General features: G+C 66.3%; 23 protein-coding genes. 11 read left to right on the top strand and 12 right to left on the bottom strand.

The features are described 5' to 3' along the window. Complete coding sequence (locus JX001_RS02210) at positions 1–1,077, bottom strand: phosphotransferase family protein (protein ID WP_205682105.1); 1,077 nt, start codon at positions 1,075–1,077, stop codon at positions 1–3. 37 nt (positions 1,078–1,114) lie between these two features. Then, complete coding sequence (glpK, locus tag JX001_RS02215; protein ID WP_205682106.1) at positions 1,115–2,644, bottom strand: glycerol kinase GlpK; 1,530 nt, start codon at positions 2,642–2,644, stop codon at positions 1,115–1,117. Positions 2,645–2,682: 38 nt separating this feature from the next. Here glpK and JX001_RS02220 point away from each other — a divergent pair, with 38 nt between their 5' ends. The 3 genes from JX001_RS02220 (at position 2,683) to JX001_RS02230 (ending at position 5,590) form a co-directional block, all read left to right on the top strand. After that, entirely contained in the window at positions 2,683–3,663 is a 981-nt protein-coding gene (locus JX001_RS02220; protein ID WP_205682107.1) for a threonine ammonia-lyase, read from the top strand. Between the two features lie 62 nt (positions 3,664–3,725). After that, positions 3,726–4,205: a MaoC family dehydratase gene (locus tag JX001_RS02225; protein ID WP_205682108.1), complete on the top strand. Its 480-nt coding sequence runs from the start codon at positions 3,726–3,728 to the stop codon at positions 4,203–4,205. 227 nt (positions 4,206–4,432) lie between these two features. Further along, positions 4,433–5,590 carry an OmpA family protein gene (locus tag JX001_RS02230; RefSeq protein ID WP_205683035.1) on the top strand — a complete coding sequence of 386 codons (1,158 nt, stop codon included), beginning with the start codon at positions 4,433–4,435 and terminating at the stop codon, positions 5,588–5,590. 189 nt (positions 5,591–5,779) lie between these two features. On the opposite strand, the gene JX001_RS02235 is transcribed toward JX001_RS02230, so the two are convergent. Then, positions 5,780–6,454, bottom strand: coding sequence for a YiaD family glycine zipper/OmpA-like lipoprotein (locus JX001_RS02235; RefSeq protein WP_205682109.1), 675 nt, complete (start codon positions 6,452–6,454; stop codon positions 5,780–5,782). Positions 6,455–6,616: 162 nt separating this feature from the next. Between JX001_RS02235 and JX001_RS02240 the strand changes: the two genes are divergently transcribed. After that, entirely contained in the window at positions 6,617–7,588 is a 972-nt protein-coding gene (locus JX001_RS02240; RefSeq protein WP_205682110.1) for an isopenicillin N synthase family dioxygenase, read from the top strand. 4 nt (positions 7,589–7,592) lie between these two features. Here JX001_RS02240 and JX001_RS02245 read toward each other — a convergent pair whose 3' ends face one another. The 7 genes from JX001_RS02245 to JX001_RS02275 form a co-directional block, all read right to left on the bottom strand. After that, positions 7,593–9,500, bottom strand: a complete 1,908-nt coding sequence (locus JX001_RS02245; protein ID WP_205682111.1) for a TadE/TadG family type IV pilus assembly protein — start codon at positions 9,498–9,500, stop codon at positions 7,593–7,595. Between the two features lie 111 nt (positions 9,501–9,611). Further along, positions 9,612–11,507, bottom strand: coding sequence for a M2 family metallopeptidase (locus tag JX001_RS02250; RefSeq protein WP_205682112.1), 1,896 nt, complete (start codon positions 11,505–11,507; stop codon positions 9,612–9,614). A gap of 64 nt (positions 11,508–11,571) precedes the next feature. Continuing rightward, on the bottom strand, positions 11,572–12,264 hold the full coding sequence (mtgA, locus tag JX001_RS02255; protein WP_205682113.1) for a monofunctional biosynthetic peptidoglycan transglycosylase: 693 nt from the start codon (positions 12,262–12,264) through the stop codon (positions 11,572–11,574). Then, a complete protein-coding gene (locus tag JX001_RS02260; RefSeq protein WP_205683036.1) occupies positions 12,264–13,229 on the bottom strand; it encodes a WD40 repeat domain-containing protein in 966 nt (321 codons plus the stop codon). The genes mtgA and JX001_RS02260 overlap by 1 nt, the downstream gene beginning before the upstream one ends. A 49-nt stretch (positions 13,230–13,278) precedes the next feature. Next, the gene (locus JX001_RS02265) at positions 13,279–14,229 is read right to left on the bottom strand and encodes a pirin family protein (protein ID WP_205682114.1); all 951 of its coding nucleotides are present in this window, start codon (positions 14,227–14,229) and stop codon (positions 13,279–13,281) included. 21 nt (positions 14,230–14,250) lie between these two features. Next, positions 14,251–14,472, bottom strand: a complete 222-nt coding sequence (locus JX001_RS02270) for a hypothetical protein (RefSeq protein WP_205682115.1) — start codon at positions 14,470–14,472, stop codon at positions 14,251–14,253. A gap of 45 nt (positions 14,473–14,517) precedes the next feature. Then, positions 14,518–15,006, bottom strand: a complete 489-nt coding sequence (locus JX001_RS02275; RefSeq protein WP_017505812.1) for an Lrp/AsnC family transcriptional regulator — start codon at positions 15,004–15,006, stop codon at positions 14,518–14,520. Between the two features lie 149 nt (positions 15,007–15,155). Here JX001_RS02275 and JX001_RS02280 point away from each other — a divergent pair, with 149 nt between their 5' ends. The 5 genes from JX001_RS02280 to lpdA all read left to right on the top strand — a co-directional run bounded on the left by JX001_RS02280 (position 15,156) and on the right by lpdA (position 21,171). Continuing rightward, entirely contained in the window at positions 15,156–16,403 is a 1,248-nt protein-coding gene (locus JX001_RS02280) for a thiamine pyrophosphate-dependent enzyme (RefSeq protein ID WP_241004716.1), read from the top strand. Positions 16,404–16,405: 2 nt separating this feature from the next. Further along, on the top strand, positions 16,406–17,530 hold the full coding sequence (locus tag JX001_RS02285; protein ID WP_205682116.1) for an alpha-ketoacid dehydrogenase subunit beta: 1,125 nt from the start codon (positions 16,406–16,408) through the stop codon (positions 17,528–17,530). A gap of 1 nt (position 17,531) precedes the next feature. Beyond that, complete coding sequence (locus JX001_RS02290; RefSeq protein ID WP_205682117.1) at positions 17,532–19,187, top strand: dihydrolipoyl dehydrogenase family protein; 1,656 nt, start codon at positions 17,532–17,534, stop codon at positions 19,185–19,187. Between the two features lie 131 nt (positions 19,188–19,318). Beyond that, the gene (locus JX001_RS02295; RefSeq protein ID WP_205682118.1) at positions 19,319–19,777 is read left to right on the top strand and encodes a hypothetical protein; all 459 of its coding nucleotides are present in this window, start codon (positions 19,319–19,321) and stop codon (positions 19,775–19,777) included. Next, the gene (lpdA, locus tag JX001_RS02300) at positions 19,774–21,171 is read left to right on the top strand and encodes a dihydrolipoyl dehydrogenase (protein ID WP_205682119.1); all 1,398 of its coding nucleotides are present in this window, start codon (positions 19,774–19,776) and stop codon (positions 21,169–21,171) included. Before JX001_RS02295 ends, lpdA begins: the two co-directional genes overlap by 4 nt. Here lpdA and JX001_RS02305 read toward each other — a convergent pair whose 3' ends face one another. Both JX001_RS02305 and JX001_RS02310 read right to left on the bottom strand, forming a co-directional pair. After that, positions 21,172–21,969 carry an SDR family NAD(P)-dependent oxidoreductase gene (locus tag JX001_RS02305; RefSeq protein ID WP_241004717.1) on the bottom strand — a complete coding sequence of 266 codons (798 nt, stop codon included), beginning with the start codon at positions 21,967–21,969 and terminating at the stop codon, positions 21,172–21,174. Positions 21,970–21,976: 7 nt separating this feature from the next. Continuing rightward, complete coding sequence (locus JX001_RS02310) at positions 21,977–22,447, bottom strand: Rrf2 family transcriptional regulator (RefSeq protein ID WP_199059321.1); 471 nt, start codon at positions 22,445–22,447, stop codon at positions 21,977–21,979. Between the two features lie 168 nt (positions 22,448–22,615). Here JX001_RS02310 and JX001_RS02315 point away from each other — a divergent pair, with 168 nt between their 5' ends. Together JX001_RS02315 and JX001_RS02320 are read left to right on the top strand one after the other, a co-directional pair. After that, a complete protein-coding gene (locus JX001_RS02315) occupies positions 22,616–24,592 on the top strand; it encodes a potassium transporter Kup (RefSeq protein WP_205682121.1) in 1,977 nt (658 codons plus the stop codon). After that, positions 24,589–25,977, top strand: coding sequence for an RsmB/NOP family class I SAM-dependent RNA methyltransferase (locus tag JX001_RS02320; protein WP_434082624.1), 1,389 nt, complete (start codon positions 24,589–24,591; stop codon positions 25,975–25,977). Before JX001_RS02315 ends, JX001_RS02320 begins: the two co-directional genes overlap by 4 nt. Positions 25,978–25,986 lie beyond the last annotated feature (9 nt).

Below are 25,986 nucleotides of genomic sequence, written 5' to 3' on the forward strand. Positions count from 1 at the left end.
CTAAGCGCCAGCCTTTTTCGCAAAGCTCCACGCCGCGTCGCTGAGCGGACCGACCTGGGCGGCCATGGTCTTGGCGTGGGCGCTGGCTGCGGTGCCGTCGCGGACCCGGCCGGCGATGCCCTGGCAGATGGCGGTCAAACGGAACAGATTATAGGCGTAGAGCCAGTCGAGGTTGGCGGGCCGCATGCCTGTCGCAGCGGCGTAGCGTTCGACGGTCTCCTCCACGGACGGGATGCCCAGGGCCTCCAGATCAGCCCCGGCGAGGCCGTTGCGCAGCGAAGCCGGAATGGCCCAGGCGATCAGCAGATAGGAGAAGTCGGCCATCGGATCGCCCAGGGTCGACAGCTCCCAATCCAGCACGGCGCGAACCTCTGCTCGATCCGGCGCGAGAATCATGTTGTCGAGACGAAAGTCGCCGTGGACAATGCGGCTGGGGCCTTCGGCCGGGAGGCTTTCGGGCAGGAAGGCGATCAGCCGGTCCATCGCCGGAACCGGCTCGGTCTCCGACGCATGATACTGCTTCGTCCAGCGGCTGACCTGACGCGCGAAATAGTTTCCGGCCTTGCCGTATTCGCCCAGGCCGATGGCGGCCGGATCGAAGGCGTGCAGCCGGGCCAGCGTGTCCGTCTGGGCTTCATAGACGGCGCGCCGCTCGGCGGGCGTCAGGCCGGGCAGTTTCAAGTCCCAGAAGATCCGACCCTCGACCTTGTCCATTACATAGAAGATCGAGCCGATGACGGTTTCGTCCAGGCATAGGGCATGCGGCTTGGCGACGGGGAAGCCTTGCGCGGCCAGGGCCGAGATGACCTGAAACTCGCGGTCCACGGCATGGGCGCTAGGCAGGAGGACGCCGGGCGGTTTGCGACGCAGCACATAGGCGGCCGAGGGCGTCACCAGTTCGTAGGTCGGGTTCGACTGGCCGCCCTTGAACTGGCGCACCGTCAGAGGACCGGCGTAGCCCGAGACATGGGCGCGCATCCAGGCGTCCAGCGCCGCCTCGTCCAGGCGATAGCGCGGATCGACTTCGCGTGTGCCGGAGAAGGCGCTTTGGGCGTCCAGCGGGGCGGCGTCGGTCATGCGGCGGTCCTCGTCGTTTCCTTGAGCCGTCCGGATCTCACGCCCGGTCCGGCGCGGCGATGATGGCGGCCTTCACCGCCCGACGCCAGCCGGAAAGCAGACGCTCGCGCTCGTCCGCCTTCATGCGTGGTTTCCAGCAGGCGGGCGCCTCGGCCGGGCGCGCCTCCAAGTCCGGCAAAAGGCCGACGCCCAATGCCGCGAGGCGCGCGGCGCCCAGGGCCGTCATCTCCTGAAAGGCCGGACGCTCCACCTCGACCTCGCAGATGTCGGCGATGAACTGCATGGCGAAACTGTTGGCGGTGACGCCGCCGTCCACCTTCAGCGTCTTCAGCGGCGGGGCGCCGTCGGCGGCCAGGGCGTCGAGCAAATCGCGCGTCTGATAGGCCAGGGCTTCCAGCGCGGCGCGTACGAAATGGGCCGGACCGGAATCCCGTGTCAGCCCCACGATGGTCCCCCTCGCTTCCGGTTCCCACCATGGTGCGCCCAGACCCGTGAAGCCGGGGACCATATAGACCCCGCCGTTGTCCTTGAGGGTCTGCGCCATCGCCTCCGACTGGCGCGACTCCGAGATCAGCCCGACCCCGTCTCTCAGCCACTGGATTGCCGAGCCGGCCGAGAAGATCGACCCCTCCAGGGCATAGGCGGACTGGCCATCGGCCTGATAGCCGAGCGTGCCCAACAGGCGCCGTGTCGAGGCCACCGGCTCCGCGCCGACATTGGCGACCAGGAAGGCGCCGGTGCCATAGGTGATTTTGGCGTCCCCGGCCTTAAGCGCCCCGTGCCCGACCAGGGCCGCCTGCTGGTCTCCGGCCGATCCGGCGATGGGCAGCGGCTGGCCGAACAGCGCCGGATCGCTCTCGCCGATCACACCTGCGCAAGGGACGATGTTGGGCAGGGCTTCGCGCGGGATGTCGAACAAGGCGCACAGGTCGTCACGCCATTCGACCGTCCTCAGATCCATCAGAGACGTGCGTGAAGCATTGGTCGCATCGGTGGCGTGGACCCGACCGCCGGTCAGCTTCCAGATCAGCCAGGCGTCGATCGTGCCCAGCTTGACCTCGCCCTTCGCCGCCCGCTCGCGCGATCCGGGCACGGCGTCCAGCAGCCATGCAAACTTGGTCGCCGAGAAATAGGGGTCGAGGATCAGGCCGGTCGCGGTCTGGACCCTAGGCTCGTGGCCCTGGGCGGTCAGGCGTGCCGTGACGTCGGCGGTGCGGCGATCCTGCCAGACGATGGCGCGATGCAGCGGCTCGCCGGTCGCCGCGTCCCAGATCACGGCCGTTTCCCGCTGATTGGTGATGCCGATGGCGTTGAAGCGGGCGACGCCGCCGACCTTGCGCACCACCTCGCGACAGGTCTGGAGCGTCGCCGCCCAGATTTCGCCGGCGTCATGTTCGACCCAGCCGGACTTCGGGAAATGCTGGGCCAGCTCGATCTGGCTGACCGCGACGGGCCTCAGGTCCCCTTTTTCTTCGCCTATCGCGCGTCGCGCTGCTTGAGGCGCGACTTCGAAGGCGATGGCGCGGGTCGAGGTCGTGCCCTGGTCGATGGCGAGGATCAGGCTCATGGTTCTCTCCCGGCTGCGTCTTGGGCTAAGGGGAGCATATGACGACGCACCTGCCCAGCTATGAAGGCGTCCTCGACGCCGCCCGCCAGATCGACGGGGTCGCCGTCCGCACGCCCCTGCTCGAAAGCCCCGCCCTGAACGCAGCGGTCGGTGGGCGGGTTCTGATGAAGGCGGAAAGCCTGCAACGGGCTGGGGCCTTCAAGTTTCGCGGCGCCTACAACCGCATCAGCCGGCTGACCGACGAGGAGAAGACGCGCGGCGTAGTCGCCTTCTCGTCCGGAAATCACGCCCAGGGGGTCGCCGCCGCCGCCGCCATGGTCGGGACGCCGGCGATCATCGTCATGCCGTCGGACTCGCCCAGGGTGAAGGTCGAAGGCGTGATCGGCTTCGGCGGCGAGGTGCGCTTCTACGACCGCTGGACTGAAAGCCGCGAGGCGATCGGCGCGGCCATCGCCGCCGAGCGCGGCTCGATCCTGGTTCCGCCGTTCGATGATCCCTTCATTATCGAGGGTCAGGGGACGACGGCGCTGGAAATGCTGGATCAGGCGGATGCGCCCTTCGACCAGCTGCTATGCGGGGCGTCCGGCGGCGGGTTGATGGCCGGGATCAACCTGGTCATGGCCGAACGCAGTCCTGCGACAAAGGTGTTTGTGGTCGAGCCCGAAGCGTTCGACGACACCGCGCGATCGCTGGCGGCCGGGGAGCGGGTCGGGCGTCCACAAGGCGCGCCGTCGATCTGCGACGCCCTGATGTCGCCGATGCCGGGCGTGCTGACCTGGCCGATCAATCGACGGCTAGCGGGGGCGATCACCGTCTCGGATGCTGCGGTCGCGGAAGCGATGCGGTTCGCGTTCCGCCATCTCAAGATCGTCCTCGAACCGGGCGGGTCTGTCTCGCTCGCGGCCTTGCTTGCCGGAAAGATCGGGACGAAAGGACGGACGACGGCCATTGTGCTTTCAGGCGGCAACGTCGATCCGACGCTGTACGCCGAGATCATTGAGGGGCGTTTCGGCGGCTGAGGGTCTTTTCTTCGTGACAAGGGTCGGCCAACCTCACATCAAATGAACTGAGGAAACGCACAATGACCAGGGCTAGTGAACTTCAGGCATTGATCGGCCAGGAGGTCGGGGTGTCGAAATGGTTTGACGTCACCCAGGCCCGCATCGACGCCTTCGCCGATTGCACCGAAGACCACCAGTTCATCCATGTCGATCCGGAAGCGGCCAGGGCCACGCCGTTCGGCGGAACGATCGCGCACGGCTTCCTGACCCTCAGCCTCGCTTCGGCCATGAGCTATGATGCGGTGGCGCCCCTGGAGGGCGTCGTGATGGGCGTAAACTACGGCTTTGACAAGCTGCGGTTCCTGGCGCCGGTGCCGGCAGGATCACGCATTCGCGGTCGCTTCAAGCTCATATCCGCCGACGACAAGGGCGGCGGACGCTGGTTGCTGAAACACGAACTGACCGTCGAGATCGAAGGGGCCGACAAGCCGGCGCTGATTGCGGATTGGCTCGGGATGCAGATGGTCGATCCCAAAAAACGAGCCATGACGCTCGCATAGGTTATAGCGCCGCGCGGTCCTAGATTGTGACGTGTCGAGGGCTGGTGATTAACCATTCTGTGGCCTGACCCGAAATTCACGTGTATCATCAAGGCCACGGTCTCAGATTTGCTGGTCGATATCGTCACGTTTCCGCCTCGACCTTATACGGCAAGGCTGGTAAGACCCGCGTAGGCGGTAGACCCGCCCCCTACTATAACAGAGGCGGAGGGATACCCCCTATGCGTATGAAGACTTTCGTGCTGGCCTCCAGCGCAGCGGCCGCCTTGGCCCTGTCGGCTGGCGCTGCGTCGGCAGAACCCAATGGTTGGTACGGCGCCATCGACGCCGGCTACCACATGATCGACGATATCAACGCTGAATCGTCCACGACCGGCGCCAACTGGAACTGGGAAGTGAACGACGGCTGGGCGGCGTTCGCTCGCCTCGGCTATCGCTTCAACCCGAACTGGCGCGTTGAACTGGAAGGCGGTTATCGCTCGGGCGACATCGGCCGCGTTCGCGCCGTGTCGGGCACGCAGGGCCTGTGCAACTTCACCCCGGCGACGGGCGGTTGCTTCTCGCCCGAAGGCGACATCGAATCCGCCACCCTGATGGCCAACGTCATCTATGACTTCGGTTTCGAATACTGGGGCGTGCGTCCGTTCGTCGGCCTCGGCGCCGGTGTGAACCGCGTGTCGACCGACACCATCGGCGCTCTGCGCGCCAACCGCAGCGCCACCTTCACCGCTGACGACAGCTCGACCAAGTTCGCCGCTCAGGCGATCGCCGGTCTGGCCTGGGCCATCGGCGAACGCGCCAACATCGACCTGACCTACCGGTATCTGACGGGCGACGCCAACTTCGCCTCGACGACGGTCGGCACCGGTCCTGGCGCCGGGCAGTTCGGCGAATGGGACGGCGACTACGACCAGTCGCACACCGTGACCCTGGGTCTGCGCTACAGCTTCGGTGCGGAAGACGCTCCCCCGCCCCCGCCGCCCCCGCCGCCCCCGCCGCCGCCGCCTCCTCCGCCCCCGCCGCCTCCGCCGCCGGTCGCTCAGACCCCGGTCGCTCGCCAGTTCGTCGTCTACTTCGACTGGGATCGCTCGGACCTGACCGCGGAAGCCCGTTCGGTGGTGACGCAGGCCGCCAACTACGCCAAGTCGGGTCGTCCGACGCGCGTCCTGATCGTCGGCTACACCGACACCTCGGGTTCGGCCGCCTATAACCTGGGTCTGTCCAACCGTCGTTCGCGCACCGTCGCGGACGCCCTGGTCGCTCAAGGCGTCAACGGCGGCGTGATCGCCCTCGACGGCAAGGGTGAAACCAACCTAGCCAAGCCCACCGCCGACGGTGTGCGTGAACCGCTCAACCGCCGCGCGACCATCGACATCAACTTCTAAGACTTTCGGAGCCGATCCGGTTCGTCCGGGTTGGCTTCGACCTTCGAAGCCGTCGAAAGACAGAACGCCGCTTCCGAAAGGAGGCGGCGTTTTTCTTTGCGCCGTCTCACCTTCTGCGTGATGCGCCCACGCAGCGAAAAGGGCGACGCCTCGCGACGCCGCCCTCAAGCATTCTGATTTTGACGCCGATCAGCCGGTGAACGGACGGATCAGGATCTCGACCCGGCGGTTCTGCGCCTTGCCTTCGGCTGTGGCGTTGGTGGCCACGGGTTCGCTGGAGCTCTTGCCGGCGACATAGAGCCGCTGAGCGAGGACACCGCGACGAACCAGTTCGGAAGCGACGCTGCTGGCGCGGGCTTCCGACAGCGGCTGATTGATCGCATCACCGCCCGAGGAGTCGGTGTGGCCGATCACGTCCACGGTCGACTGGTCATACTGTTGCAGCACGCGGGCGACGTCCTCCAGCACGGGCAGGAAGCGCGGGTCGATTGACGATTGGTTGGTGGCGAAGGTCACGTCCGACGGCATCCGCAGCACAAGCAGGTCGCCCTGACGCGCCACGCCGACGCCGGAGCCGGACAGTTCGGCCTCCATCGCACGCTGCTGACGATCCATATACTGGCCCACTGCGGCGCCGCCCAGCGCGCCAACGCCAGCCCCAATCAAGGCGTTCTTGCGGCCCTGCTCGCCGTTCGACGTGTTCGTCAGATAGCCGAGAAGCGCGCCGCCGACAGCGCCGGCGATGGCGCCGGTTCCGGTGTTGTTGCGAACCGGACCCGAGCGGTACGGGTCGGTGGTGGTGCAGGCGGCGGCGCCTAGAAGGGCGGCGATGGAGACGCTGGCGACGATAAACTTGGCGCGCATGGACTAGTCCTTTTCTCTGATTGCGATCTGGCGCGAAAACGTAGGCTCACTGTGAAGGTTCCAATCTGTATCGGGCATGAACGCCCGTCCGATGGTCCCGCGACGCCCTGACAAGGGCGCAGATTAGGCGTATGGGAACCGCCGCACCTTTTCAGATCGAGGATGTTCGTGAGCACGATCCTGAACGACAGCCCTGCCGGCCGCGCCATCCAGCCGGTCTCGATGACCCAATATGATGTCGATTTCCAAGGGTTCAGCGACGCCCTGGGCGCGTCCTTCTCGCGCTATGGCTTCGCTGTGGTCGCCGACCATGGGCTGGACGAGGCGCGCATCGCGGCCGCCATCGACGACGCCAAGGCCTTCTTCGCCCTGCCGGAGGACGTAAAGCGCCAGTACCACCAGCCCGGCACAGGCGGCGCGCGCGGTTTGACGCCGTTCGGCGTCGAGGCGGCCAAGGACGCCAAGACGGTCGATCTGAAGGAGTTCTGGCACGTCGGTCGTGAACTGCCCGAAGGCCATCCCTATCGCCGCTATATGCGCGACAACGTCTGGCCGACCGAGGTCGAGGGCTTCCGCGAGCATCTGTATGGCATGTTCGAAGATCTGGACGCATTGGGCGCCAAGATCCTGCGCGCCATCGCCCGCTATCTGAAGCTGGGCGACGACTTCTTCGCCGACAAGGTCGAGATGGGCAACAGCGTCCTGCGCATGCTGCACTATCCGCCGGTGCCTGTCGATGCGCCGGGCGTTCGGGCCGGAGCCCATGAGGATATCAATGTCATCACCCTGTTGCTGGGCGCTGAGGAGGCCGGGCTACAGCTGAAGGAAAAGGACGGCAGCTGGCTGGACATCGCGCCGCCGCCTGGCGCCCTGGTCGTCAACATCGGCGACATGCTGCAGCGGCTGACCAACCACGTCCTGCCGTCGACCACCCACCGCGTGGTCAATCCGGCGCCCGAGCGCCGCGGGTTCGCGCGCTATTCGACGCCCTTTTTCCTGCACTTCAACCCAGACTTCCCGATCGAGACCCTGCCCAGCGCCATCACGCCGGACAACCCCGACCGCTATGCCGGTAAGACCATTCTGGCCGAGGATTATCTGACCGAACGCCTGCGCGAAATCCGCCTGCTCTAGGCCGTCAGCGGGAGATCCTCAGTCGGGTGATGTCGCGTCCAATGGCCTGGAAGTCGTTGGACAGATCCGCCCCCGACTGCGGCAGGAAGGCCTTGTCCTTGTCGGTGGCGCAACTGCTGAGGATGTTCGCCGCCTCGCTGCCGGGGGTGATCGAGAACCCCACCGTGTAGACGATCACGTCCTTCGCCTTCATGCCGGCGCAGAGCTTCGCCGCCTGGTCGAAGGGGTCGCCGTTCGTCGCGTCGCAGGCGATCTTGTCGTAGAGACTGCCTGACCCAGAGCCGGCGTTTCGAGCGATCACGCCGCCGCAGTAAGGGGTGTTGAACTCGCCGTCGGTCATCAGAATGACAGCCTTCAGCACCTTGGTCGGCGCATAGGCGGCTGCGGGATTTGATGACCACAACCCGTTGAACTGGTTGGATACGGTGTACCATCCCCAGGCGAGGCCGATCTGCCCGGCTGTCGATCCCGTGACCGACAGACCATTCACAAGGGTGGTCAGGGTGTCGATGTTGGACGTCAGGGGCTGGATCGTCGCCGCTGGACAGGGATTGCGTGGAGACGCGTAGTTTCGGCCGACGTAGGCGGAACCGGGGGCCGTGTCGGTATAGGCCGACGACCCTGCGCGCTCACTGACGCAGCTCGTATTGTCGAACACATTGAGGCGATTGTACTGCGGATCGCGGAAGACACGTTTGACGCAGCCGTCACGGCCGCATTGAACAGAGCCGCCGTTGGAATAGTCGGCGTAGGCGGCGCCCCCGACGGGCAGGACGAAGGCATCGTTGGATGTGCGCTCATAGACTTCGAAAAGGCCGCTGTTGTTGTTCAGCGCGCTCATGCCGTTCACGCCGGTGATCTGGACGCCTTCGTCCTCGGACAGCCCATGGTTGTTTGAGGTGATGGTGATGAAGCAGTCCGAGCGCGTGCACTTGCGGATCTGGCCGCCGGAGCTGTAGCTGCTGTAACCGCTACTCGTGTTCAGCGCATACCAGTTGCCGCCGGACTGATATTGCAGGGAGACCTTGTTGGAGTCGATGCGAACGACCCTATAGGCGCGGTTGTTGATCTGGGTCATGCCGCTGACACCGCTGATCCAGACGTAGTCGTTGGTCGCCAGTCCGTGGCTGTTGGCGGTCACGACGCCGGGTGAGGCGCGCGTGATGCCGGAAATCGACTTGGCTGAGGCCGCCGCCCACGAGGCGCCGGTGATGCTGGTCGATCCGATCGAAGCGCCGCGCGCGGCGTCGGCGCGCGCCCCCAAGTTCACACCGATCGAATAGGGCACGATGGCCATGCGCGAATAGTAGGGCGTCTGTTTCGCCGCCGGTTGAACGACCAGCTTGATCAGCTGGTTCGCCGCGTTCTTCAGATCGCCGATCCGGTTGTTGCTGCCCATGGAGCCGGTGATGTCGAGCACCAGCGAGACCTCGATGTCCTTGGACGATCGGTTCACCTCGGAGTGGACGCTCACGGGCAGGGTGTCGTCCAGAATCTTGCCATAGGGCGGCAGGACGACGTTGGCGATCAGGGTCTTCACCTGCACCTGAATGTCGGCGATGACGACCTGCTCCTTCGTCAGCTCGATCTTTACGGCATCATCGGAAAACGGCTCGACCGAGGCGTTGCGCAGATTGGCTTTCAGGGCCACCAGGGCGACGGTCTTCAGGTCCTTGGGGTCGGTGTAGGAGGACCGCGCGGCGGCGAGCGTGGCGGCGTCCAGCGCGTCCTGCACCCGCGCCTTGGCCGTCGTCACCCGATTGATGTCGATGCCGCCCAAGGTCAGCATGATCAGGGCCGGCATCACCAGGGCGAAGATCATCACGACGTTGCCGCGCCGGTCCGAAGCCAGTTGGATCGCCAGCCTGCGCAGGGCCCGAACCGCTTTTTCGATCCGTGTGGACGCGTTCACAATGATCATCCCCAAGGGCGCAGATCGCCCGGATACCGCCTGAATAGCGATCAGTCTGCCATCAGGCGGTTAAGGGAAGCCTCAAGCGGAAGAGTTAACCGCGCTTGGAGATCAAGTGGCGCTCCAGCCGCATTGATGGCCGCGGTTCTGTTCCTGAAGCCAGACATTGAGCGGTGCGAAATAGTCGGCGATGGCCGAGGCGTCGTTGCCGTCGTCGCCGGTGAAGGCCTTCATCGCCTCCTGCCAAGGCCGCGACTGCCCCATTTGCAGCATCGCGTTGAAGCGCTCGCCGACCTCCTTGTTGCCATAGACGGAGCAGCGATGCAGCGGCCCAGTCCAACCCGCCTGCTTGCAAGCCGCTCGCTGGAACTGAAACTGATAGATCGCCGCCAGGAAGTAGCGGGTATAGGGCGTGTTGCCGGGCACATGGTATTTGGCGCCCGGATCGAAGGCGTTGGCCGGACGCGGACCCGGCGGCACCAGGCCCTGGTACTGCAGCATGTCGGCGGTCCAGGCAGTATTGTAAGCGGCCGGCGCCGTCTCGCCCGAGAAGACGTCCCAGCGCCAGCGGTCGACCATCAGGCCGAACGGTAGGAAGGCGATCTTGTCCAAAGCCATCTTGAGCAGGAAGGGAATGTCCTCCTCGGCGCCCGGCGTGGTCTTGAGCAGGCCGATCTGGCTCAGATAGGTGGGGGTCAGGGCCGACAGGCCGACGAAGTCGCCGATGGCCTCATGGAAGCCGTCGTTGGCGCCGTTTCGGAACAGCATCGGCTGGTTCTTGTAGGCGCGCTGATAGTAGTTGTGACCCAGCTCGTGGTGGACGGTGTAGAAGTCGTCGCCGTTGACGTTGGTGCACATCTTGATGCGGATGTCGTCGGCGTTGTCCAAATCCCAGGCCGAGGCGTGACAGACGACTTCGCGGTCGCGCGGGCGGGTGATCTGACTGCGTTCCCAGAAGGTCTGAGGCAGCGGGTCGAGGCCCAGCGAGACGTAGAAGCCCTCGCCCGTCTTGACCATTTTCGTCGCGTCGTAATCGGCGGCCTTGAGCAGTTCGGTGAGGTCATAGCTGGAGGCGCCGCCGCTGGGCGGGGCGACGACGTCGTAGATGTTGCCCCACTGTTGGGACCACATATTGCCCAGCAGATCGGCGCGGATCGGGCCGTGATCGGGTTGCACCGCGTCGCCATACTTCGCGTTCAACCGAGCGCGCACATAGCAGTGCAGGTTCTCGTAGAAGGGCTTCACCTGGGCCCAAAGCCGGTCGGTCTCGGCGGCGAAATCGTCGGCGGGCATGTCGTAGCCTGACCGCCACAGGGCGCCGGTGTCGGCGAAGCCCAGCTCACGCGAGCCTTCGTTGGCGATCTCGACCATGCGGGCGTAGTCGTCGCGCATGACCGGCGAGATGGTGCGCCAGCCTTCGTACAAAGCCTTGGTCTCGGTGGGGTCGCGGCTGTCGGCCAGGATCAGCGAGGCCTCGTCCAGCGTGATCGGCTTGCCCTTGAAGTCGAACTTACCGGTCGAATAGGTCGAGTCCAGCCGCGTGGTGATCTGGGCCAATTCCTCGGCTGCGCCGGGGCGGTTGGGAGCGGGCAGGACCAGGCTGAGCCGCAGCAGGTTCAGCTTGCGGCGCACGACCGGATCGACCTGGACGTCATTGAACTTTGCCGCCTGATTGGCCAGCTGGACCTGAAGCTCGGTCGCCTCGGCGTTGGCCTTGGACTCCAGCCACATGGTGTCGAAGGTGATGTTGGTGGCGCGCGCCCATTGGATGCGGGCGACATATTCGCTGACCTCGGCCCATTTGGTTTCGGCGTCGGCGATGAAGGCGGTCGCGCCCTCGGCGGTGATCGGATAGTCGCCGCGCATGCCACTGACGGCCGGCGCAGGCGTCGTCGAGGCCGTCTGTTCGACGCCCGGGGCTGCGGCGGCGGGTTCGCTGGTGCTGGCGCAGCCGGCGGCGAAGGCGAGGGCGCAGACCGCGACGGCGGTCATCATCTGACGCTTCATGATGGATCTCCTGAACAGCGCGGGCAGGAGAGGTCAGGCCCGGTCGCCCGTCAAGCGTGACGGTTCAGCGGCCGACGACGCAGGTGTTCAGACCCTCGTTGCGCACCGTGCCCATGGCCGCCTGGATGCGCGACGCCCGTCTGCGGACATAGGGGCCGGGCGCGGCGGCCTCGTAACGGCGCGGGGCCGGCAGGATGGCGGCCAGACGCGCCGCTTCGCGTGGGCTCAGGTCTCGCGCGTCCTTGCCGAACCAGTGGCGCGAGGCGGCCTGGGCGCCATAGACGCCGGGCGCCCATTCCACCACGTTCAGATAGACCTCCATGATCCGGCGCTTGGACCACACGGCCTCGATCAGGACGGTGTAGCCCGCCTCCAGACCTTTTCGGATCCAGTCGCGGCCGGGCCACAGGAAGACGTTCTTGGCCGTCTGCTGGCTGATGGTCGATCCGCCGCGCAGACGCCCGCCCTCGGCGTTATGGTCCAGGGCCTTCTGGATCGCCTCCATGTCGAAGCCGTGGTGGCTGCAGAACCGGGCGTCCTCGGCGGCGATGGCCGCATTGACCAGATTGGGCGAAATCTGGTTCAGACCGCGCCACTGATAGTCCATGCCGTCGCCCCTCGCGAGTTGGCGCAGCATCAGTATGCTGGGCGGCGGCGGCACGATGGCGACGATCAGCACGCCCGCGACCGGGATCAGGGCCAGGATCAGAAGCGCGGTCAGCACGACGCGGCGCCAGCTTTTACGGCCCGTCGCCATCAGAGGATCAACACCCCGGCGGCGCCATCTTCGTCGGCCCATGCGACCTTGTCGACGGCGGGGCTGAGCGACAGGGCGACGATGGCCGGCCCCTTCTCGGCCTTGACGAAGTTCAGACCCTGGGCTGCCGGATGCGCGACCCAGACCCGACCGTCGGTCAGGCCGGCGGCCAGCAGGCCCTGATCGGCGCGGGCCGAGACCAGATTGACCAGGGTCGTGTCGTCATAGCCGATCTCGGTCGCCTCGCGCCCCATTGGTCCGTTCGATCCGATGAAGGGCCACAGGACCGCGCCCTGCGCGCCCGAGGTCGCCATCAGCTGACCATTTGCCAGGAAGGCCATCGAGCGCACCTTGCCTGGATAGCCGCCCATGCGCAGATTCTTGGCGTCCTTGATGCGCCAGCCGTGCATCTGATTGTCCTGCATCGTCGTGACGACGAAGGCGCCGTCGGGCGAAAAGGCGACGCCGGTGTGCGATCCGGCCCAGGCCAGCTTCACCGGTTGCTGTTTCTCGATCCGTGCATACCACAGGGCCGCCCCGCCATAGGTCGAGGTGGCGATGCGCCTGCCCTTGGGCTCGAAGGCGACGCCGGAGACGGTGCGCTCATGCTGGAAGTCGCGGCGGAAGCCCACCTCCTTGGGGTCGATCACAGACAGGGTGCGGCCGAAGGAAAAGGCGATCAGACCCGAGGCCGGCGAGGCGTCGATGGCGTCGATCCACTGGTTCTTGGCCGTGGCGAGAACGACCGGGTCCTCGTCGCGACGGGTCCAGACGACCTTGCCGTCATCGCCGCCTGTGACGATCCCGTCGCCGGACGGGTGAACGCAGGCGCACAGTACGGCGCCGTCGTGCGCCTCCACCCGCGTCCGGTCCTCGAACCGGATCGAGCCGTCGCCGAGGGCGAAGACAGCGCCGGTGTTGTCGAACAGGGCGGCGGTGACCTGGGCGTCGAAATCGAAGTTCATAGGCCGCATGTAGCGACCCGACCTTGCCGCGTCACCTTCTGCTTGCCCGCTAGACCGGATCGGTCGGCTTGGGCGTCACTGGCGCCGGCGCGGCCTGCGCCCTTGCGGGTTCGTCGGGCAGGGGAATGAACTCCAGATCATCGGCGTCCGGCAACGTCATCCGGCCCGCCTTCCAATCGGCTTTCGCCTGATCGATGCGGGCCTGGCTGGAGGCGACGAAGTTCCACCAGATCAGCCGTTCCCCCACCGGCTCTCCGCCCAGCACCATGACGGTCGACTGGGTCAGGGCCTTGACCGTCGGTTCGGCCGTCGGCTCCAGCACGATCATCTGGCCCTCGTGGAAGGTGCGGTCGCCGACCTCGATGGAGCCCTTGGCCACATAGAGCGCGCGTTCGCTCATGCCTGCGCTTGGGCCCCCGGCGCGCTTCCCGGACGGCGGGGCGGTGCGCACGCCGGGCTGAAGCTCCCAATGGATATAGAACAGCGGCGACGACACCGGCACGGCCGCCTTGGCGCCGTAGGCCTCGCCCGCGACCAGCCGCGCGAAAAGGCCGCCGTTCTCGTAGGCCGGCTGGGCGTCCTCGCCCAGGTGATGAAAGGCCGGGTCCATCTCCTCGGCCTCGTCGGGCAGGGCGACCCAGGCCTGCATGCCGTGCATCGGCCCGCCCTTGCTCTTCTTCAGCGGATCGGTGCGTTCGGAATGGACGATGCCCTTGCCGGCGGTCATCCAGTTGACCTCGCCCGGCCGGATCGCCTGATCGTAGCCGAGATTGTCGTGGTGCATGATCTCGCCCTCGAACAGATAGGTCAGGGTCGACAGGCCGATATGCGGGTGGGGCCGCACGTCGATGGCCGTGGCGCCCGGCGCGAACTCCGCCGGTCCCATCTGGTCCAGGAAGATGAAGGGCCCGACCATCCGCCGCGAATGGAAGGGCAGGACGCGCCCGACCTCGAACCCGCCCAGGTCCTTGCGGCGTGCGTCGATCACCAGTTCGATCATAATCAGAGCCTTCGCCTGGAGTTATTTCCAGCCGGACTTTCGCAGCTTCTTTTTCAGGTCTGCAATAGCATCGTTCATGACCCGCTCGCCCTCAGTCCGAAGTGCGTGTTGAACGTCTCTGAGCGATCCAACTTCGGCTTCGCATGAGTTGCAAACCACCTGCTGATCCGGCTCTTCTCTATCGAACCGAAACTCTTTGCCGCCGCAGGTTTTGCATTCTGCGTTGATCGATCCATCAGCCATACGAATCTCCTTTGAGGAGAACGTATCATGAACCGAAAACCGACGCTATCCGACGTGAGGCGTGACGATGCCAAGAGGCAGGGCGGTCACATTCTTCACCCCGCGCGTGACGATGTGGCTTTCGCAGTCCGAGACGATGCCCAGGGCCAGCAGCTTCTCGCGCAGGAACAGGTCGAAGGCGTGCATGTCCGAGGTGATGATGCGCAGCACATAGTCCTCGCGCCCCGTGATGGTGGCGCACTGGACCACTTCCGGCCATTTGGCCACGGCGGCCTCGAAGACATTGAGGTTTTCCGCCGAGGGCAGCATCAGCTTGACGATGGCGTAGACCTCGAAGTCCAAGCCCAGCAGCTGAGCGTTCAGCAGGGTGACGCGCTTGGTGATCAGGCCCGAGTCTTCCAGCCGCTTGATCCGCCGCCAGCAGGGCGAGGCCGACAGCCCGACGCGATCGGCGACCTCTGCGACCGACAGCCCGGCGTCTTGTTGCAGGATATCCAGGATGCGGGCGTCGATGGGGTCGAGTTCGTCGGCCAATGCGTTTCTCCGATTATGATTATCGCGAAATAAAATACCCGATATCGGGATTGCGCAAGGTCAAATTGAGCGAGCACCTGCTTAGGGGTCGTGTTATCACACGTCCAGAGGAAACACGGACGGACCCCAGAACGGATATGGACGCCCGCATGAACGACAAAATGAACAAAAAGAACAGCCAGCCCCTGTCCTTGCGCGTGCCGGAGCCGTCCGGCCGTCCCGGCGATACGCCGGACTTCAGCCATCTGCAGATGGACCCTGCCGGTGTCGTCGAACGGCCCGAGGTCGGATCGACGCCCTATCAGATGCGCGATCTCGCCTTCCGCCTGATTCGGGTGCTGGACGATGAGGGCGCCGCGGTCGGTCCTTGGAACCCGCGCCTGGATCCCGAGACGATGCGCCGGGGCCTGAAGGCCATGATCCTGACGCGCGCCTTCGACGACCGGATGCACCGCGCCCACCGCCAGGGCAAGACCAGCTTCTATATGAAGTGCACCGGCGAAGAGGCCATCGCGGTCGCGCAGGGCATGATCCTGAGCCGCGAGGACATGGGCTTCCCCACCTATCGCCAGCAGGGGCTTCTGATCGCGCGCGGTTATCCGCTGGTCGCGATGATGAACCAGATCTATTCGAACGCCGAAGATCCGATCAAAGGCCGCCAACTGCCGATCATGTACTCGGCCAAGGACTATGGCTTCTTCACCATCTCGGGGAATCTCGGCACTCAGGTGCCGCAGGCCGTCGGTTGGGCCATGGCAAGCGCCTACAAGGGCGACGACAAGATCGCCATCAGCTGGATCGGCGACGGGGCCACGGCCGAGGGCGACTTCCACAACGCCCTGACCTTCGCCTCCGTCTATCGCGCTCCGGTCATCCTGAACGTCGTCAACAACCAGTGGGCCATCAGCTCCTTCCAGGGCATCGCCGGCGGTCTTGAGACGACCTTCGCCTCCAAGGCCATCGGCTATGGCCTGCCGGCCCTGCGAGTGGACGGCAACGACTTCCTGGCGGTCTGGGCGGCGACCCAGTGGGCCGAGGAACGGGCGCGGTCGAACCAGGGGGCGACGGTGATCGAGCTGTTCACCTATCGCGGCGCCCCGCACTCGACCTCCGACGACCCCAGCCGCTATCGCCCCGGCGACGAGCATGAGAAATGGCCGCTGGGCGATCCGATCGAACGTCTGCGCCAGCATCTGACCGTCATCGGCGAATGGGACGACGAGCGTCACGCCGCCGCGCTGAAGGACGCCGTCGAGAAGGTCCGCGCCGCCGGCAAGGAATCCGAAGCCATCGGCACCCTGGGCCAGTCGCGCCCCAGCGTGAAGACGATGTTCGAAGAGGTCTATGCGACCGAAGACTGGCGCCTGATCGAACAGCGCCGCGAGGTGGGGGTCTGACCATGAGCGAGCAAACCACCTTCACAGACGCCGATCGCAACGACGGCGTCGAGCCCGACATGGTCGACCAGAACGCCGCCCCCGCCTCGGAAGCGACGGGCGCGGGCGTGGTCTCCATGAACATGATCCAGGCGCTGAACTCGGCCATCGACGTCAAGATGGCCGAAGACGCCAACGTCCTGTCGTTCGGCGAGGACGCCGGCTATTTCGGCGGCGTCTTCCGCGTCACCGACAAGCTGCAGCAGAAGCACGGCCTGACCCGCAGCTTCGACGCCCCGATTTCGGAATGCGGCATCGTCGCCGCCGCGATCGGCATGGGCGCTTATGGTCTGCGTCCCGTCGTGGAGATCCAGTTCGCCGACTACATCTATCCGGCCTACGATCAGATCGTCTCGGAAGCGGCCAAGATGCGCTACCGCTCGGGCGGTCAGTTCACGTCGCCGATCACGGTGCGCAGTCCCTATGGCGGCGGCATCTTCGGCGGCCAGACCCACAGCCAGTCGCCCGAAAGCCTGTTCACCCATATCGCGGGCCTGAAGGTCGTCATTCCATCTAACCCCTATGACGCCAAGGGCCTGCTGACCGCCGCCATCGAGGATGACGATCCGGTCGTCTTCTTCGAGCCGAAACGCCTCTACAACGGCCCGTTCGACGGCTGGCACGAGAAGCCGGTCAGCCCGTGGAAGGCCCAGGATCTGGCCCAGGTCCCGACCGGCAAATATGTCGAGCCGATCGGCAAGGCGCGCGTGATGCGCGAAGGAAACGACGTCACGATTCTGGCCTATGGCACCATGGTCTGGGTCGCCCTGGCGGGTGCCGAGCACGCGGGCGTGGACGCCGAGGTCATCGACCTGCGCTCGCTCGTGCCGCTGGACATCGAAGCCATCGAGGCCTCGGTGAAGAAGACCGGCCGCTGCGTTATCGTGCATGAGGCGCCCAAGACCTCGGGCTTCGGCGGCGAGCTGTCGGCTCTTGTTCAGGAGCGCTGCTTCTATTCGTTGGAGGCGCCGATCGCGCGCGTCACCGGCTGGGACACGCCCTATCCGCACGCTTTCGAATGGGAGTATTTCCCCGGGCCGCAAAGGGTCGCAGACGCCTTGAAGAGCGTCATGACGGGAGGTCGATAAGATGGGTCGTTTCGTCTTCAAACTGCCCGACGTGGGCGAAGGCACCGCCGAGGCCGAACTGGTCGGATGGCACGTCAAGGTCGGCGACACGGTCGCCGAGGACCAGATCGTCGCCGACGTCATGACCGACAAGGCCACGGTCGAGATCACCGCCCCGGTCAGCGGCAGGGTCCTCGCCCTGCACGGCGAACCCGGCGCCATGGTGCCGGTGCGCGGCCCCCTGGTGGAGTTCGAGGTCGAGGGGGCGGGCAATGCCGATGACGCCCCGACGCCCGTCGCCCCCGCCGCCGCACAGCCGGACCCCGCGCCCGTGATCGCCGAGGCGCCGAAGGTCGAAACGACGGCAGCCCCCGCTGTCGAGGCGCCGACATCCGGCAATTACGTCTTCAAACTGCCCGACGTCGGCGAAGGCACGGCCGAGGCCGAGCTGGTCGGCTGGCACGTCAAGGTCGGGGATGCGGTCGAGGAAGACCAGATCATCGCCGACATCATGACCGACAAGGCCACGGTCGAGATCACCTCGCCGGTCGCCGGAACCGTCGTCGTCCTGTACGGCGAGGCGGGTAAGTCGGTGCCGGTCGGCGGGCCGTTGGTCGCGTTCGATGTCGAGGGTCGGGGCAATGTATCGACGCCCGTCGCGGCGCCGAAACCGGCCTCCAAGCCGACCGAGAATGCGACGACGGCTTCCGCCGCGATTTCAACGACTGGAAGCGCGACTACAGCGACCGCGCCCTCCAAGCCCGTTCCCGCCCTGACCGGCCGCGCGCCCGGCGAACGCCCCTCGGCGTCGCCGGCCGTGCGCAATCGTGCGCGGGATCTGGGCGTCGATCTGACCTTCGTGCCCGGTTCCGGCCCGGCGGGTCGGATCACGCACGAGGATCTGGACGGCTTCATCGCGCGCGGCGGTTCGCAACCCGCGTCGGCGCCGTCCGGCGGCGGCTCGACCTATGCGAAGGCGCAAGGGACGACCGAGGTCAAGATCATCGGCCTGCGCCGCAAGATTGCGGAGAAGATGGCCGAGAGCGTGCGCCGCATTCCCCACATCACCTATGTCGAGGAAATCGACATGACCGCGGTGGAGGAGCTGCGCGCCCACCTGAACGCGACGAAGTCCAAGGATCAGCCCAAGCTGAACGTCCTGCCCTTCATCGCCCGCGCCATCGTGGTCGCCCTGCGCGACCAGCCCCAGATCAACGCCACCTATGACGACGAAGCCGGCGTCCTGACCCAGCACGCCCCGGTCCATCTGGGCATCGCCGCCCAGACCCCGAACGGCCTGATGGTGCCGGTGGTCCGCCATGCCGAGGCGCGCGACCCTTACGATACGGCGCTGGAGATCGCGCGTGTGTCGGGCGCGGCCAAGGACGGTTCGGCCAAGCGCGAAGAGCTGTCGGGTTCGACCATCACCATCACCTCGCTGGGCACGCTGGGCGGGGTGGTCCATACCCCGATCATCAACCACCCCGAGGTCGCCATCGTCGGTCCCAACAAGATCGCCGAACGGGTCATGGTCAAGGACGGCCAGATGGTCGTGCGCAAGATGATGAACCTGTCGTCCAGCTTCGATCACCGCATTGTCGATGGGCATGATGCGGCGGTGTTCGTGCAGCGGATCAAGGGACTGTTGGAAAACCCGGCGACGCTGTGGATGGGGTGATGCCCGTTTTCTAAGCGGGAAAGCGAGGTCCGCCCGCGCCTATGGCTATCACCTCGAATTTGGCGCCATGGCTCTTGATGATCCTCTCTCCTCGCCGAGAGAGGATCATCGGGAATTGGAAGGGTAATGTGATGCGGCAAGTCAAAGTCAAAGCGCTGACCTTCGGCGCCAGCCTGCTAGCAGCCGTCGGCGTCGTCGCCTCGTCCGCTAACGCCTGCATTCCCGAGCCGCCGCCGGCTTGGTCGTCTCTGCTACGGACCGATGGGCCGGCGCTGTTCATCGGGCGCGTGACGACCGTGGAGCGTTTGGCTGAACCCAGCCGGACGCCGACCATCGAGGTCATTCAGTCCAAGGCGACCATCGCCAGACTGGAAACGCTTCAAGGCGCCCCGCAAGAGACATACACCCTGACCGCTGCAGAAACCGCTCGTCCGTTGGGCGGCTATCAAGGCATGATTTGCGTCGATTTTCAGCGCGTCAAACCCGGCGACGTCGTACTGGCCATGGAAACCCAAACCGGCGCGGTCCGCGTTTTCGAGCCCCAGCAAGTTCCTCCGCAGTTCAGCACCCGCCTTGAGGCCTATCGTTGACCCAGACCCTGAAAACCAAAGTCCTGATCATCGGGGCGGGCACCGGCGGCTATGTCGCCGGCATTCGCTGCGGCCAGCTGGGCCTCGACACCGTGCTAGTGGACGGCGGCGACGGGCTGGGCGGCACCTGCCTGAACGTCGGCTGTATTCCGTCCAAGGCCATCATCCATGCTGCGGGCAAGTTCGAGACGGTGGCCAAGGCGGCCGGCGGCGGGACACTGGGCATCACGGCGGCGGCGGCGGCCATCGACCTGTCGCAAACGGTCGCATGGAAGGACGGCATCGTCCGTAAGCTGAACGCCGGGGTCGCGGCCCTGCTGAAGAAGGCCAAGGTCAAGGTCATCAAGGGCTGGGCCGAGTTCGCCGACGCCAAGACCTGCGTGGTCAAGACCGACGAAGGCGACATCCGTATCACCGCCGAACATGTCATCCTGGCGACGGGGTCCGAGCCGGTCGAACTGCCCTTCCTGCCGTTCGGCGGCGACGTCATCTCCTCGACCGAGGCGCTGAGCCTGTCGGAGGTCCCCAAGAAGCTGGTCGTCGTGGGGGGCGGCTATATCGGCCTGGAACTGGGCATCGCCTATCGCAAGCTGGGCGCCGAGGTGGCCATCGTCGAAATGGCCGACCGCATCCTGCCGCTCTACGACAAGGCCCTGACCGATCCGGTCGCCAAATGGCTGGAGAAGCACGGGGTCGAGCTGCATCTGGGCGCACGCGCCGGGGGCTTCGGCGACGGTAAGCTGTCGATCACGACGAAGGACGGCGAGCCGCTGCAGCTGGACGCCGACAAGGTGCTGGTCACGGTCGGCCGGCGTCCGCGCACTCAAGGCTGGGGTCTGGAAAACATGGGCGTGGCCATGGCCGGGCCGTTCGTGAAGATCGACCAGCGCTGCGCCACCAGCATGAAGAACGTCTGGGCGGTCGGCGATCTGACCGGCGAACCCATGCTGGCCCACAAGGGCTCGGCCCAGGGCGAGGTGGTCGCCGAAATCATCGCCGGCCACGACCGCATCTTCGATCCCGTCACCATCGCCGCCGTCTGTTTCACCGAGCCGGAAATCGTTTCGGCCGGTCTGGGCCCGAACGAGGTCGCGGGCCGCGACGATGTGATCCAGTCGGTCTTCCCCTTCGCCGCGATCGGCCGCGCCCTGGCCATCGAGGCGGGCGAGGACGGCGGGTTCGTGCGGGTGATCGCAAACAAGGGCGATCATCGCATCCTCGGTATCCAGGCGGTGGGCCAGCACGTGTCGGAACTGTCCAACAGCTTCGCCCAGATGCTGGAGATGGGCGCAGTGCTGGAAGACGTCGCCTGGACGATCCACGTCCACCCGACGCTGGGCGAAGCCTTCCACGAAGCCAGCCTGCGCGCCCTCGGGCACGCCATCCACATCTGATCAGATCCGGTCCAGCCGCTTCGCATGGTTCGCCACCATGCGGAGCGCCAGGCCATCGGGCAGGAAGCGGGCCAGTCCGGCCATGACGTTGTTCATGACGCCGGGGGTGACGCTGGGACGGTTGGCCTCGCAGGCGTCATGGCCGATGCGCGCCACGCGCGCGGCGTCCATCCACATCCATGCCGGATAGGCGCTGGAGACCTGCTCGCGCGAGCCGTTGACGTCGTGGAATTCGGTCACGGTGTAGCCGGGGTTCAGCACCGTCACGTGAACGCCGGTTCCCTGCGTCTCCAGATGCAAGCCCTGCGACGCCTTGATCAGAAAGCTCTTGATCGGCCCATAAAGGGTGTCGCCGCCCGTCGCGGGCATCTGGCCGGCCAGCGAGGCGACGTTCAGCACCCGGCCGAAGCCGCGCTGGATCATGCCGGGCAGCAACAGCCGCGACAGCTCGACCGGCGCGGTCAGCATGACCTGGATCATGGCGCGGTGCGCGCTCTGGTCGGTGTCCAGAAAGCCGGTGACCCGGCTAAATCCCGCATTGTTGACCAGACCGTCGACGATCAGGCCGCGGGCCGCGATGGTCGCGACCAGCCGCTCGGGCGCCGCAGGGTCGGACAGGTCTTCGGGGATTACGGTCCCGATCACGCCGTGGGCGGCGGTCAGTTCGTCGGCCAGAGCCTGCAGCGGGGCTTGGCGACGCGCTGTCAGGATCACATTCCAGTTCTCGGCCGCATAGGTCCGGGCCAGGGCCGCGCCGATGCCGGCCGAGGCGCCGGTGATCAGGACGGTTCGATTCACGGCGCGATCAGGCCGCGACGGGGCAGGACTTATGCGGCGCATAGGCCGCCAGCGCGATCGGGTTTTCGGCCAGAAGATCGGCGATGGTGATCTTGGACAGGGCTTCGGTCGCGGCCTCGTCGGCGGCGGTCAGGGCCTTGGCGACCTGGCGCGGGATATGTTCGCTGATCGGGCAACCCTTGGCGCCGGCCGGGGGCGAACCGATGTGGGCGCAACCGTTGACGGCCTTCAGCACCTGATCCAGCCGGATGTCCTCGGGCTGCCGCAACAGCCAGGACCCGCCAGTCGCCCCCGGACGAGTGGCGATCAGCCCGGCCTTGGCCAAAAGGGCGGTCACGCGGCGAACTACGACCGGATTGGTCGGGATCGAGGACGCCAGCACGCCGCTGGGCATCGCCTGCGCAGGCCCAAACGCGCCCTTGTGGGCCATATAGGCCAGGGCGTGGGCGGCGACGGGGAAGCGTTGGCTGTCTGACATGGTTCTGTTCCTGATGCGAAAATAGGCGTTCAGGGGCCGAATCACAAATCGCGCCGCAGAACGCCGAAACCGAATCCGCTCCGGCGCGATTGAAGACCGCGTGGAATGGGCCTAAAGGCTCGCCGCTTTGAAGGGACCGACGCCGCGTCGGAGACCCGGAGGATACGCATGGCCGGGGACACTCCCCACGACGCGAGCGCTCCCTCGCCCGCGTCGAACACGCCGGACAAGCCCACCCACGCCACGGGTCCGGACTCCCACATCCCGGGCGGCCAGGCCGTCAAGCATGGCGGCTTCTGGGCCCTGACCATTGGCGCGATCGGCGTGGTGTTCGGCGACATCGGCACCAGCCCGCTCTACGCGCTGCGTGAGGCGATCGACCATGCACGCACTGGCGTCGGCGGCGACCTGGCCGTTATCGGCGTCGTGTCGCTAGCGTTTTGGGCGCTGATGGTGGTGGTGACGTTCAAATACGTCTTCTTCCTGATGCGCGCCGACAATAAGGGCGAGGGCGGTACCCTGTCGCTGATGGCGCTGGCCCAGTTCGCGGTCGGTCGGCGTAGCGCCTGGATCTTCATCCTCGGCGTTTGCGGCGCGGCCCTGTTCTATGGCGACGGCATCATCACGCCCGCCATCTCGGTCCTGTCCGCCGTCGAAGGGCTGCAGGACGCGCCGGGTCTGGCTGGGCGGCTGGATTCCTTCATCGTGCCGATCTCGGCCGGCATCCTGATCGCCCTTTTCCTGGTCCAGTCGCGCGGCACGGCCAGCCTGGCTAAGTATTTCGGCCCGATCACCGCCATCTGGTTCCTGAGCCTGGGGGCGCTCGGCCTGTATCATATCTTCGACGACGTCAGCGTGCTGCGGGCCCTGTCGCCCCACTACGGAATCCAACTGCTGTTCAACGACGGCTTCCTGGGCTTCGTGATCCTGGGCAGCGTCTTCCTGGCCGTCACGGGGGCCGAGGCCCTGTATGCCGACATGGGCCATTTCGGAAAGGCGCCGATCCGCATGGGCTGGCTGGCCTTCGTCCTGCCGTGCCTGACGCTAAACTACCTGGGCCAAGGAGCCCTAATCCTGGACAATCCGGCCGCGTCCGAGAACCCGTTCTGGAACATGGTGCCGCAGTTCGCCTATTGGCCGATGCTGATCCTGGCGACCGCCGCGACCGTCATCGCCTCACAGGCGGTGATCACCGGCGCCTTCTCGGTGACGCAGCAGGCGGTGCAGCTGGGCCTTCTGCCGCGCATCGACATCAAGAACACGTCCGAAACCCAGGCCGGTCAGATCTTCGTGCCGGCGGTCAACACCTTCCTGATGATCGGGGTGCTGGTGCTGCTGGTCGTGTTCCAGAGCTCGCATAACCTGACCGCCGCCTATGGCGTGGCGGTGACGGGCACCATGCTGGTCAATACGCTGATGGCCTATTCGGTCATTCGCAAGGGCTGGAAGTGGCCGATGTGGGCGGTGGCGGGGACCCTTATTCCGTTCGCCTTCATCGACAGCGTCTTCCTGACCTCCAACCTGCTGAAGATTCCGGACGGGGCGTGGATGCCGCTGGTGCTGGGCGCCCTGTTGGTCGTCGTGATGTGGACCTGGGTGCGGGGGACGCAGATTCTGACGACCAAGACGCGCAAGGACAGCCTGCCGCTGAACGATCTGATCGAGATGCTTCAGGCCCGTCCGCCGCACCGTGCGCCGGGCATGGCCATCTTCCTGACCTCGGATCCCGATGTCGCCCCGGTCGCCCTGATGCACAATCTCAAGCACAACAAGGTGCTGCACGAGAAGAACGTCATCCTGACCGTGCGCACCTCCGAGCGCCCGCGCGTCAAGGAGGCCGACCGGGTGCGGATGGAGCCGATCAACGACGACTTCAAGAAGGTCACGGTCACCTACGGCTTCATGGAGACGCCGAACGTGCCGCGCGCGTTGGGCCTGTGCCGCAAACAGGGGCTGAAGTTCGACATCATGTCGACCAGTTTCTTCCTGGGCCGACGTTCTCTGATCCCGTCGGCGCGTCAGGGCATGCCGCTGTGGCAGGACAAGCTGTTCATCTTCCTGATGCGCAACGCCGCCAATCCGACGGACTTCTTCCACATCCCGCCCGGCCGCGTGGTCGAACTGGGTGCGCAGGTGGCGGTATGAGCACGGAGGGACGGGGCGGGCAGAGCTCGCAGGCGCGCGGCCGTCGCATGGCCACCAAGGGCCGCCCGCGCCCGGCCTCGGCCGAGGCCGATCAAGGTCCGTCGCAGGACGACATCGGCGTGGAGGCCCGCGTCGTCGCCGGCATCCTGCTGAACGCCGCGCTGGAGAAGCGCAACGGGCTGGACGAAGCCCTGTCTCAGCCCGCCGCACGCGCGCTGGAGCCGGTGGACCGCGCCTTCGCCCGCGCCGTGGCCATGGCGGCCCTGCGTCGCCTTGGTGAGATCGACCAGATTCTGGATCGCCGCCTGAAGAAGTCTCCGCCCGAGGCCGTGCGCACCCTGATGCGCGTCGCCCTGGCCCAGACTCTGGTGCTGGAAACGCCCGCTTTCGCCGCCGTCTCGACGGCGGTGAAACTGGCCGAGCGCGATCCCAAGACCCGACCCTACAAGAATCTGGTCAATGCGGTGCTGCGCGGGGTTGGGCGCGAAGGTCCCGGCCTGACGACGGCCGAAAGCAATCTGCCGGACTGGATCGCGGCCCGCTGGAAGGCGACCTATGGCGAGGCCGCCCTAGCGGGTCTGGCCTTGGCCGCGCGCGAAGAACCCGCGACCGATCTCAGCCTGAAGCCGGGCGTGGATCCCGCCGCCGTGGCTGCCGCTGTCGATGGCGAGGTGCTGACCGGCGGTACGGTCCGCACCGGCCGTCGCGGCGATGTGGCCGGATGGCCCGGTTTCGAGGATGGCGACTGGTGGGTGCAGGACGCGGCCGCCGCCGTGCCCGGCCGGCTGCTGAATGTGAAGCCCAGCGAGACGGCGCTCGACATGTGCGCCGCGCCTGGAGGCAAGACGCTGCAACTGGCGGCGGCCGGCGCCACGGTCGTCGCGCTCGACCGTTCGGCCCCGCGTCTGAAACGCCTGACGCAGAATCTTGAGCGGACCGGCCTGACCGCCGAGGTGGTCGCCGTTCCGGCCGAGGACTGGGAGGACGCCCGCACCTTCGACGCCGTCCTGCTGGACGCGCCCTGCACCGCGACGGGCACCTTCCGCCGCAACCCCGAAGTCCTGCGCGCCACCAAACCGGCAGAGGTCGCCAAATTGGCGGACGTCCAGCACCGCCTGCTCGACGCCGCCGCCGAGCGCGTGAAGCCGGGCGGCCGTCTGGTCTATTGCACCTGCTCGCTGGAGCGCGAGGAGGGCGAGACCCAGATCATCGCCTTCCTGCGCCGCAACCCCGCCTTCCGCACCGTCGCCGCCGATCCGGCCGCCGTCGGCGCTCCGCCGGAGGCGCTGACGCCCGAAGGCTGGCTGCGCATCCTGCCCTCCATGTGGGCCGGACACGGCGGACTGGACGGCTTCTTCGCGGCCAGGCTGGAACGGGTGTCCTGAGCAGGAGCG

It is taken from the genome of Brevundimonas fontaquae (assembly GCF_017086445.1).
GTDB lineage: Bacteria > Pseudomonadota > Alphaproteobacteria > Caulobacterales > Caulobacteraceae > Brevundimonas > Brevundimonas fontaquae.

Bases quoted from the DNA above. Each gene is read 5' to 3' on its own strand.
- JX001_RS02260 (WP_205683036.1), bottom strand. From the start codon at position 13,229: ATGAACTTCGATTTCGACGCCCAGGTCACCGCCGCCCTGTTCGACAAC.
- JX001_RS02225 (WP_205682108.1), top strand. From the start codon at position 3,726: ATGACCAGGGCTAGTGAACTTCAGGCATTGATCGGCCAGGAGGTCGGG.
- JX001_RS02210 (WP_205682105.1), bottom strand. From the start codon at position 1,077: ATGACCGACGCCGCCCCGCTGGACGCCCAAAGCGCCTTCTCCGGCACA.
- JX001_RS02230 (WP_205683035.1), top strand. From the start codon at position 4,433: ATGAAGACTTTCGTGCTGGCCTCCAGCGCAGCGGCCGCCTTGGCCCTG.
- mtgA (WP_205682113.1), bottom strand. From the start codon at position 12,264: ATGGCGACGGGCCGTAAAAGCTGGCGCCGCGTCGTGCTGACCGCGCTT.
- glpK (WP_205682106.1), bottom strand. From the start codon at position 2,644: ATGAGCCTGATCCTCGCCATCGACCAGGGCACGACCTCGACCCGCGCC.
- JX001_RS02235 (WP_205682109.1), bottom strand. From the start codon at position 6,454: ATGCGCGCCAAGTTTATCGTCGCCAGCGTCTCCATCGCCGCCCTTCTA.
- JX001_RS02315 (WP_205682121.1), top strand. From the start codon at position 22,616: ATGGCCGGGGACACTCCCCACGACGCGAGCGCTCCCTCGCCCGCGTCG.
- JX001_RS02295 (WP_205682118.1), top strand. From the start codon at position 19,319: ATGCGGCAAGTCAAAGTCAAAGCGCTGACCTTCGGCGCCAGCCTGCTA.
- JX001_RS02270 (WP_205682115.1), bottom strand. From the start codon at position 14,472: ATGGCTGATGGATCGATCAACGCAGAATGCAAAACCTGCGGCGGCAAA.
- JX001_RS02310 (WP_199059321.1), bottom strand. From the start codon at position 22,447: ATGTCAGACAGCCAACGCTTCCCCGTCGCCGCCCACGCCCTGGCCTAT.
- JX001_RS02240 (WP_205682110.1), top strand. From the start codon at position 6,617: ATGTTCGTGAGCACGATCCTGAACGACAGCCCTGCCGGCCGCGCCATC.
- JX001_RS02290 (WP_205682117.1), top strand. From the start codon at position 17,532: ATGGGTCGTTTCGTCTTCAAACTGCCCGACGTGGGCGAAGGCACCGCC.
- JX001_RS02250 (WP_205682112.1), bottom strand. From the start codon at position 11,507: ATGAAGCGTCAGATGATGACCGCCGTCGCGGTCTGCGCCCTCGCCTTC.
- JX001_RS02280 (WP_241004716.1), top strand. From the start codon at position 15,156: ATGAACGACAAAATGAACAAAAAGAACAGCCAGCCCCTGTCCTTGCGC.
- JX001_RS02320 (WP_434082624.1), top strand. From the start codon at position 24,589: ATGAGCACGGAGGGACGGGGCGGGCAGAGCTCGCAGGCGCGCGGCCGT.
- JX001_RS02285 (WP_205682116.1), top strand. From the start codon at position 16,406: ATGAGCGAGCAAACCACCTTCACAGACGCCGATCGCAACGACGGCGTC.
- JX001_RS02220 (WP_205682107.1), top strand. From the start codon at position 2,683: ATGACGACGCACCTGCCCAGCTATGAAGGCGTCCTCGACGCCGCCCGC.
- JX001_RS02265 (WP_205682114.1), bottom strand. From the start codon at position 14,229: ATGATCGAACTGGTGATCGACGCACGCCGCAAGGACCTGGGCGGGTTC.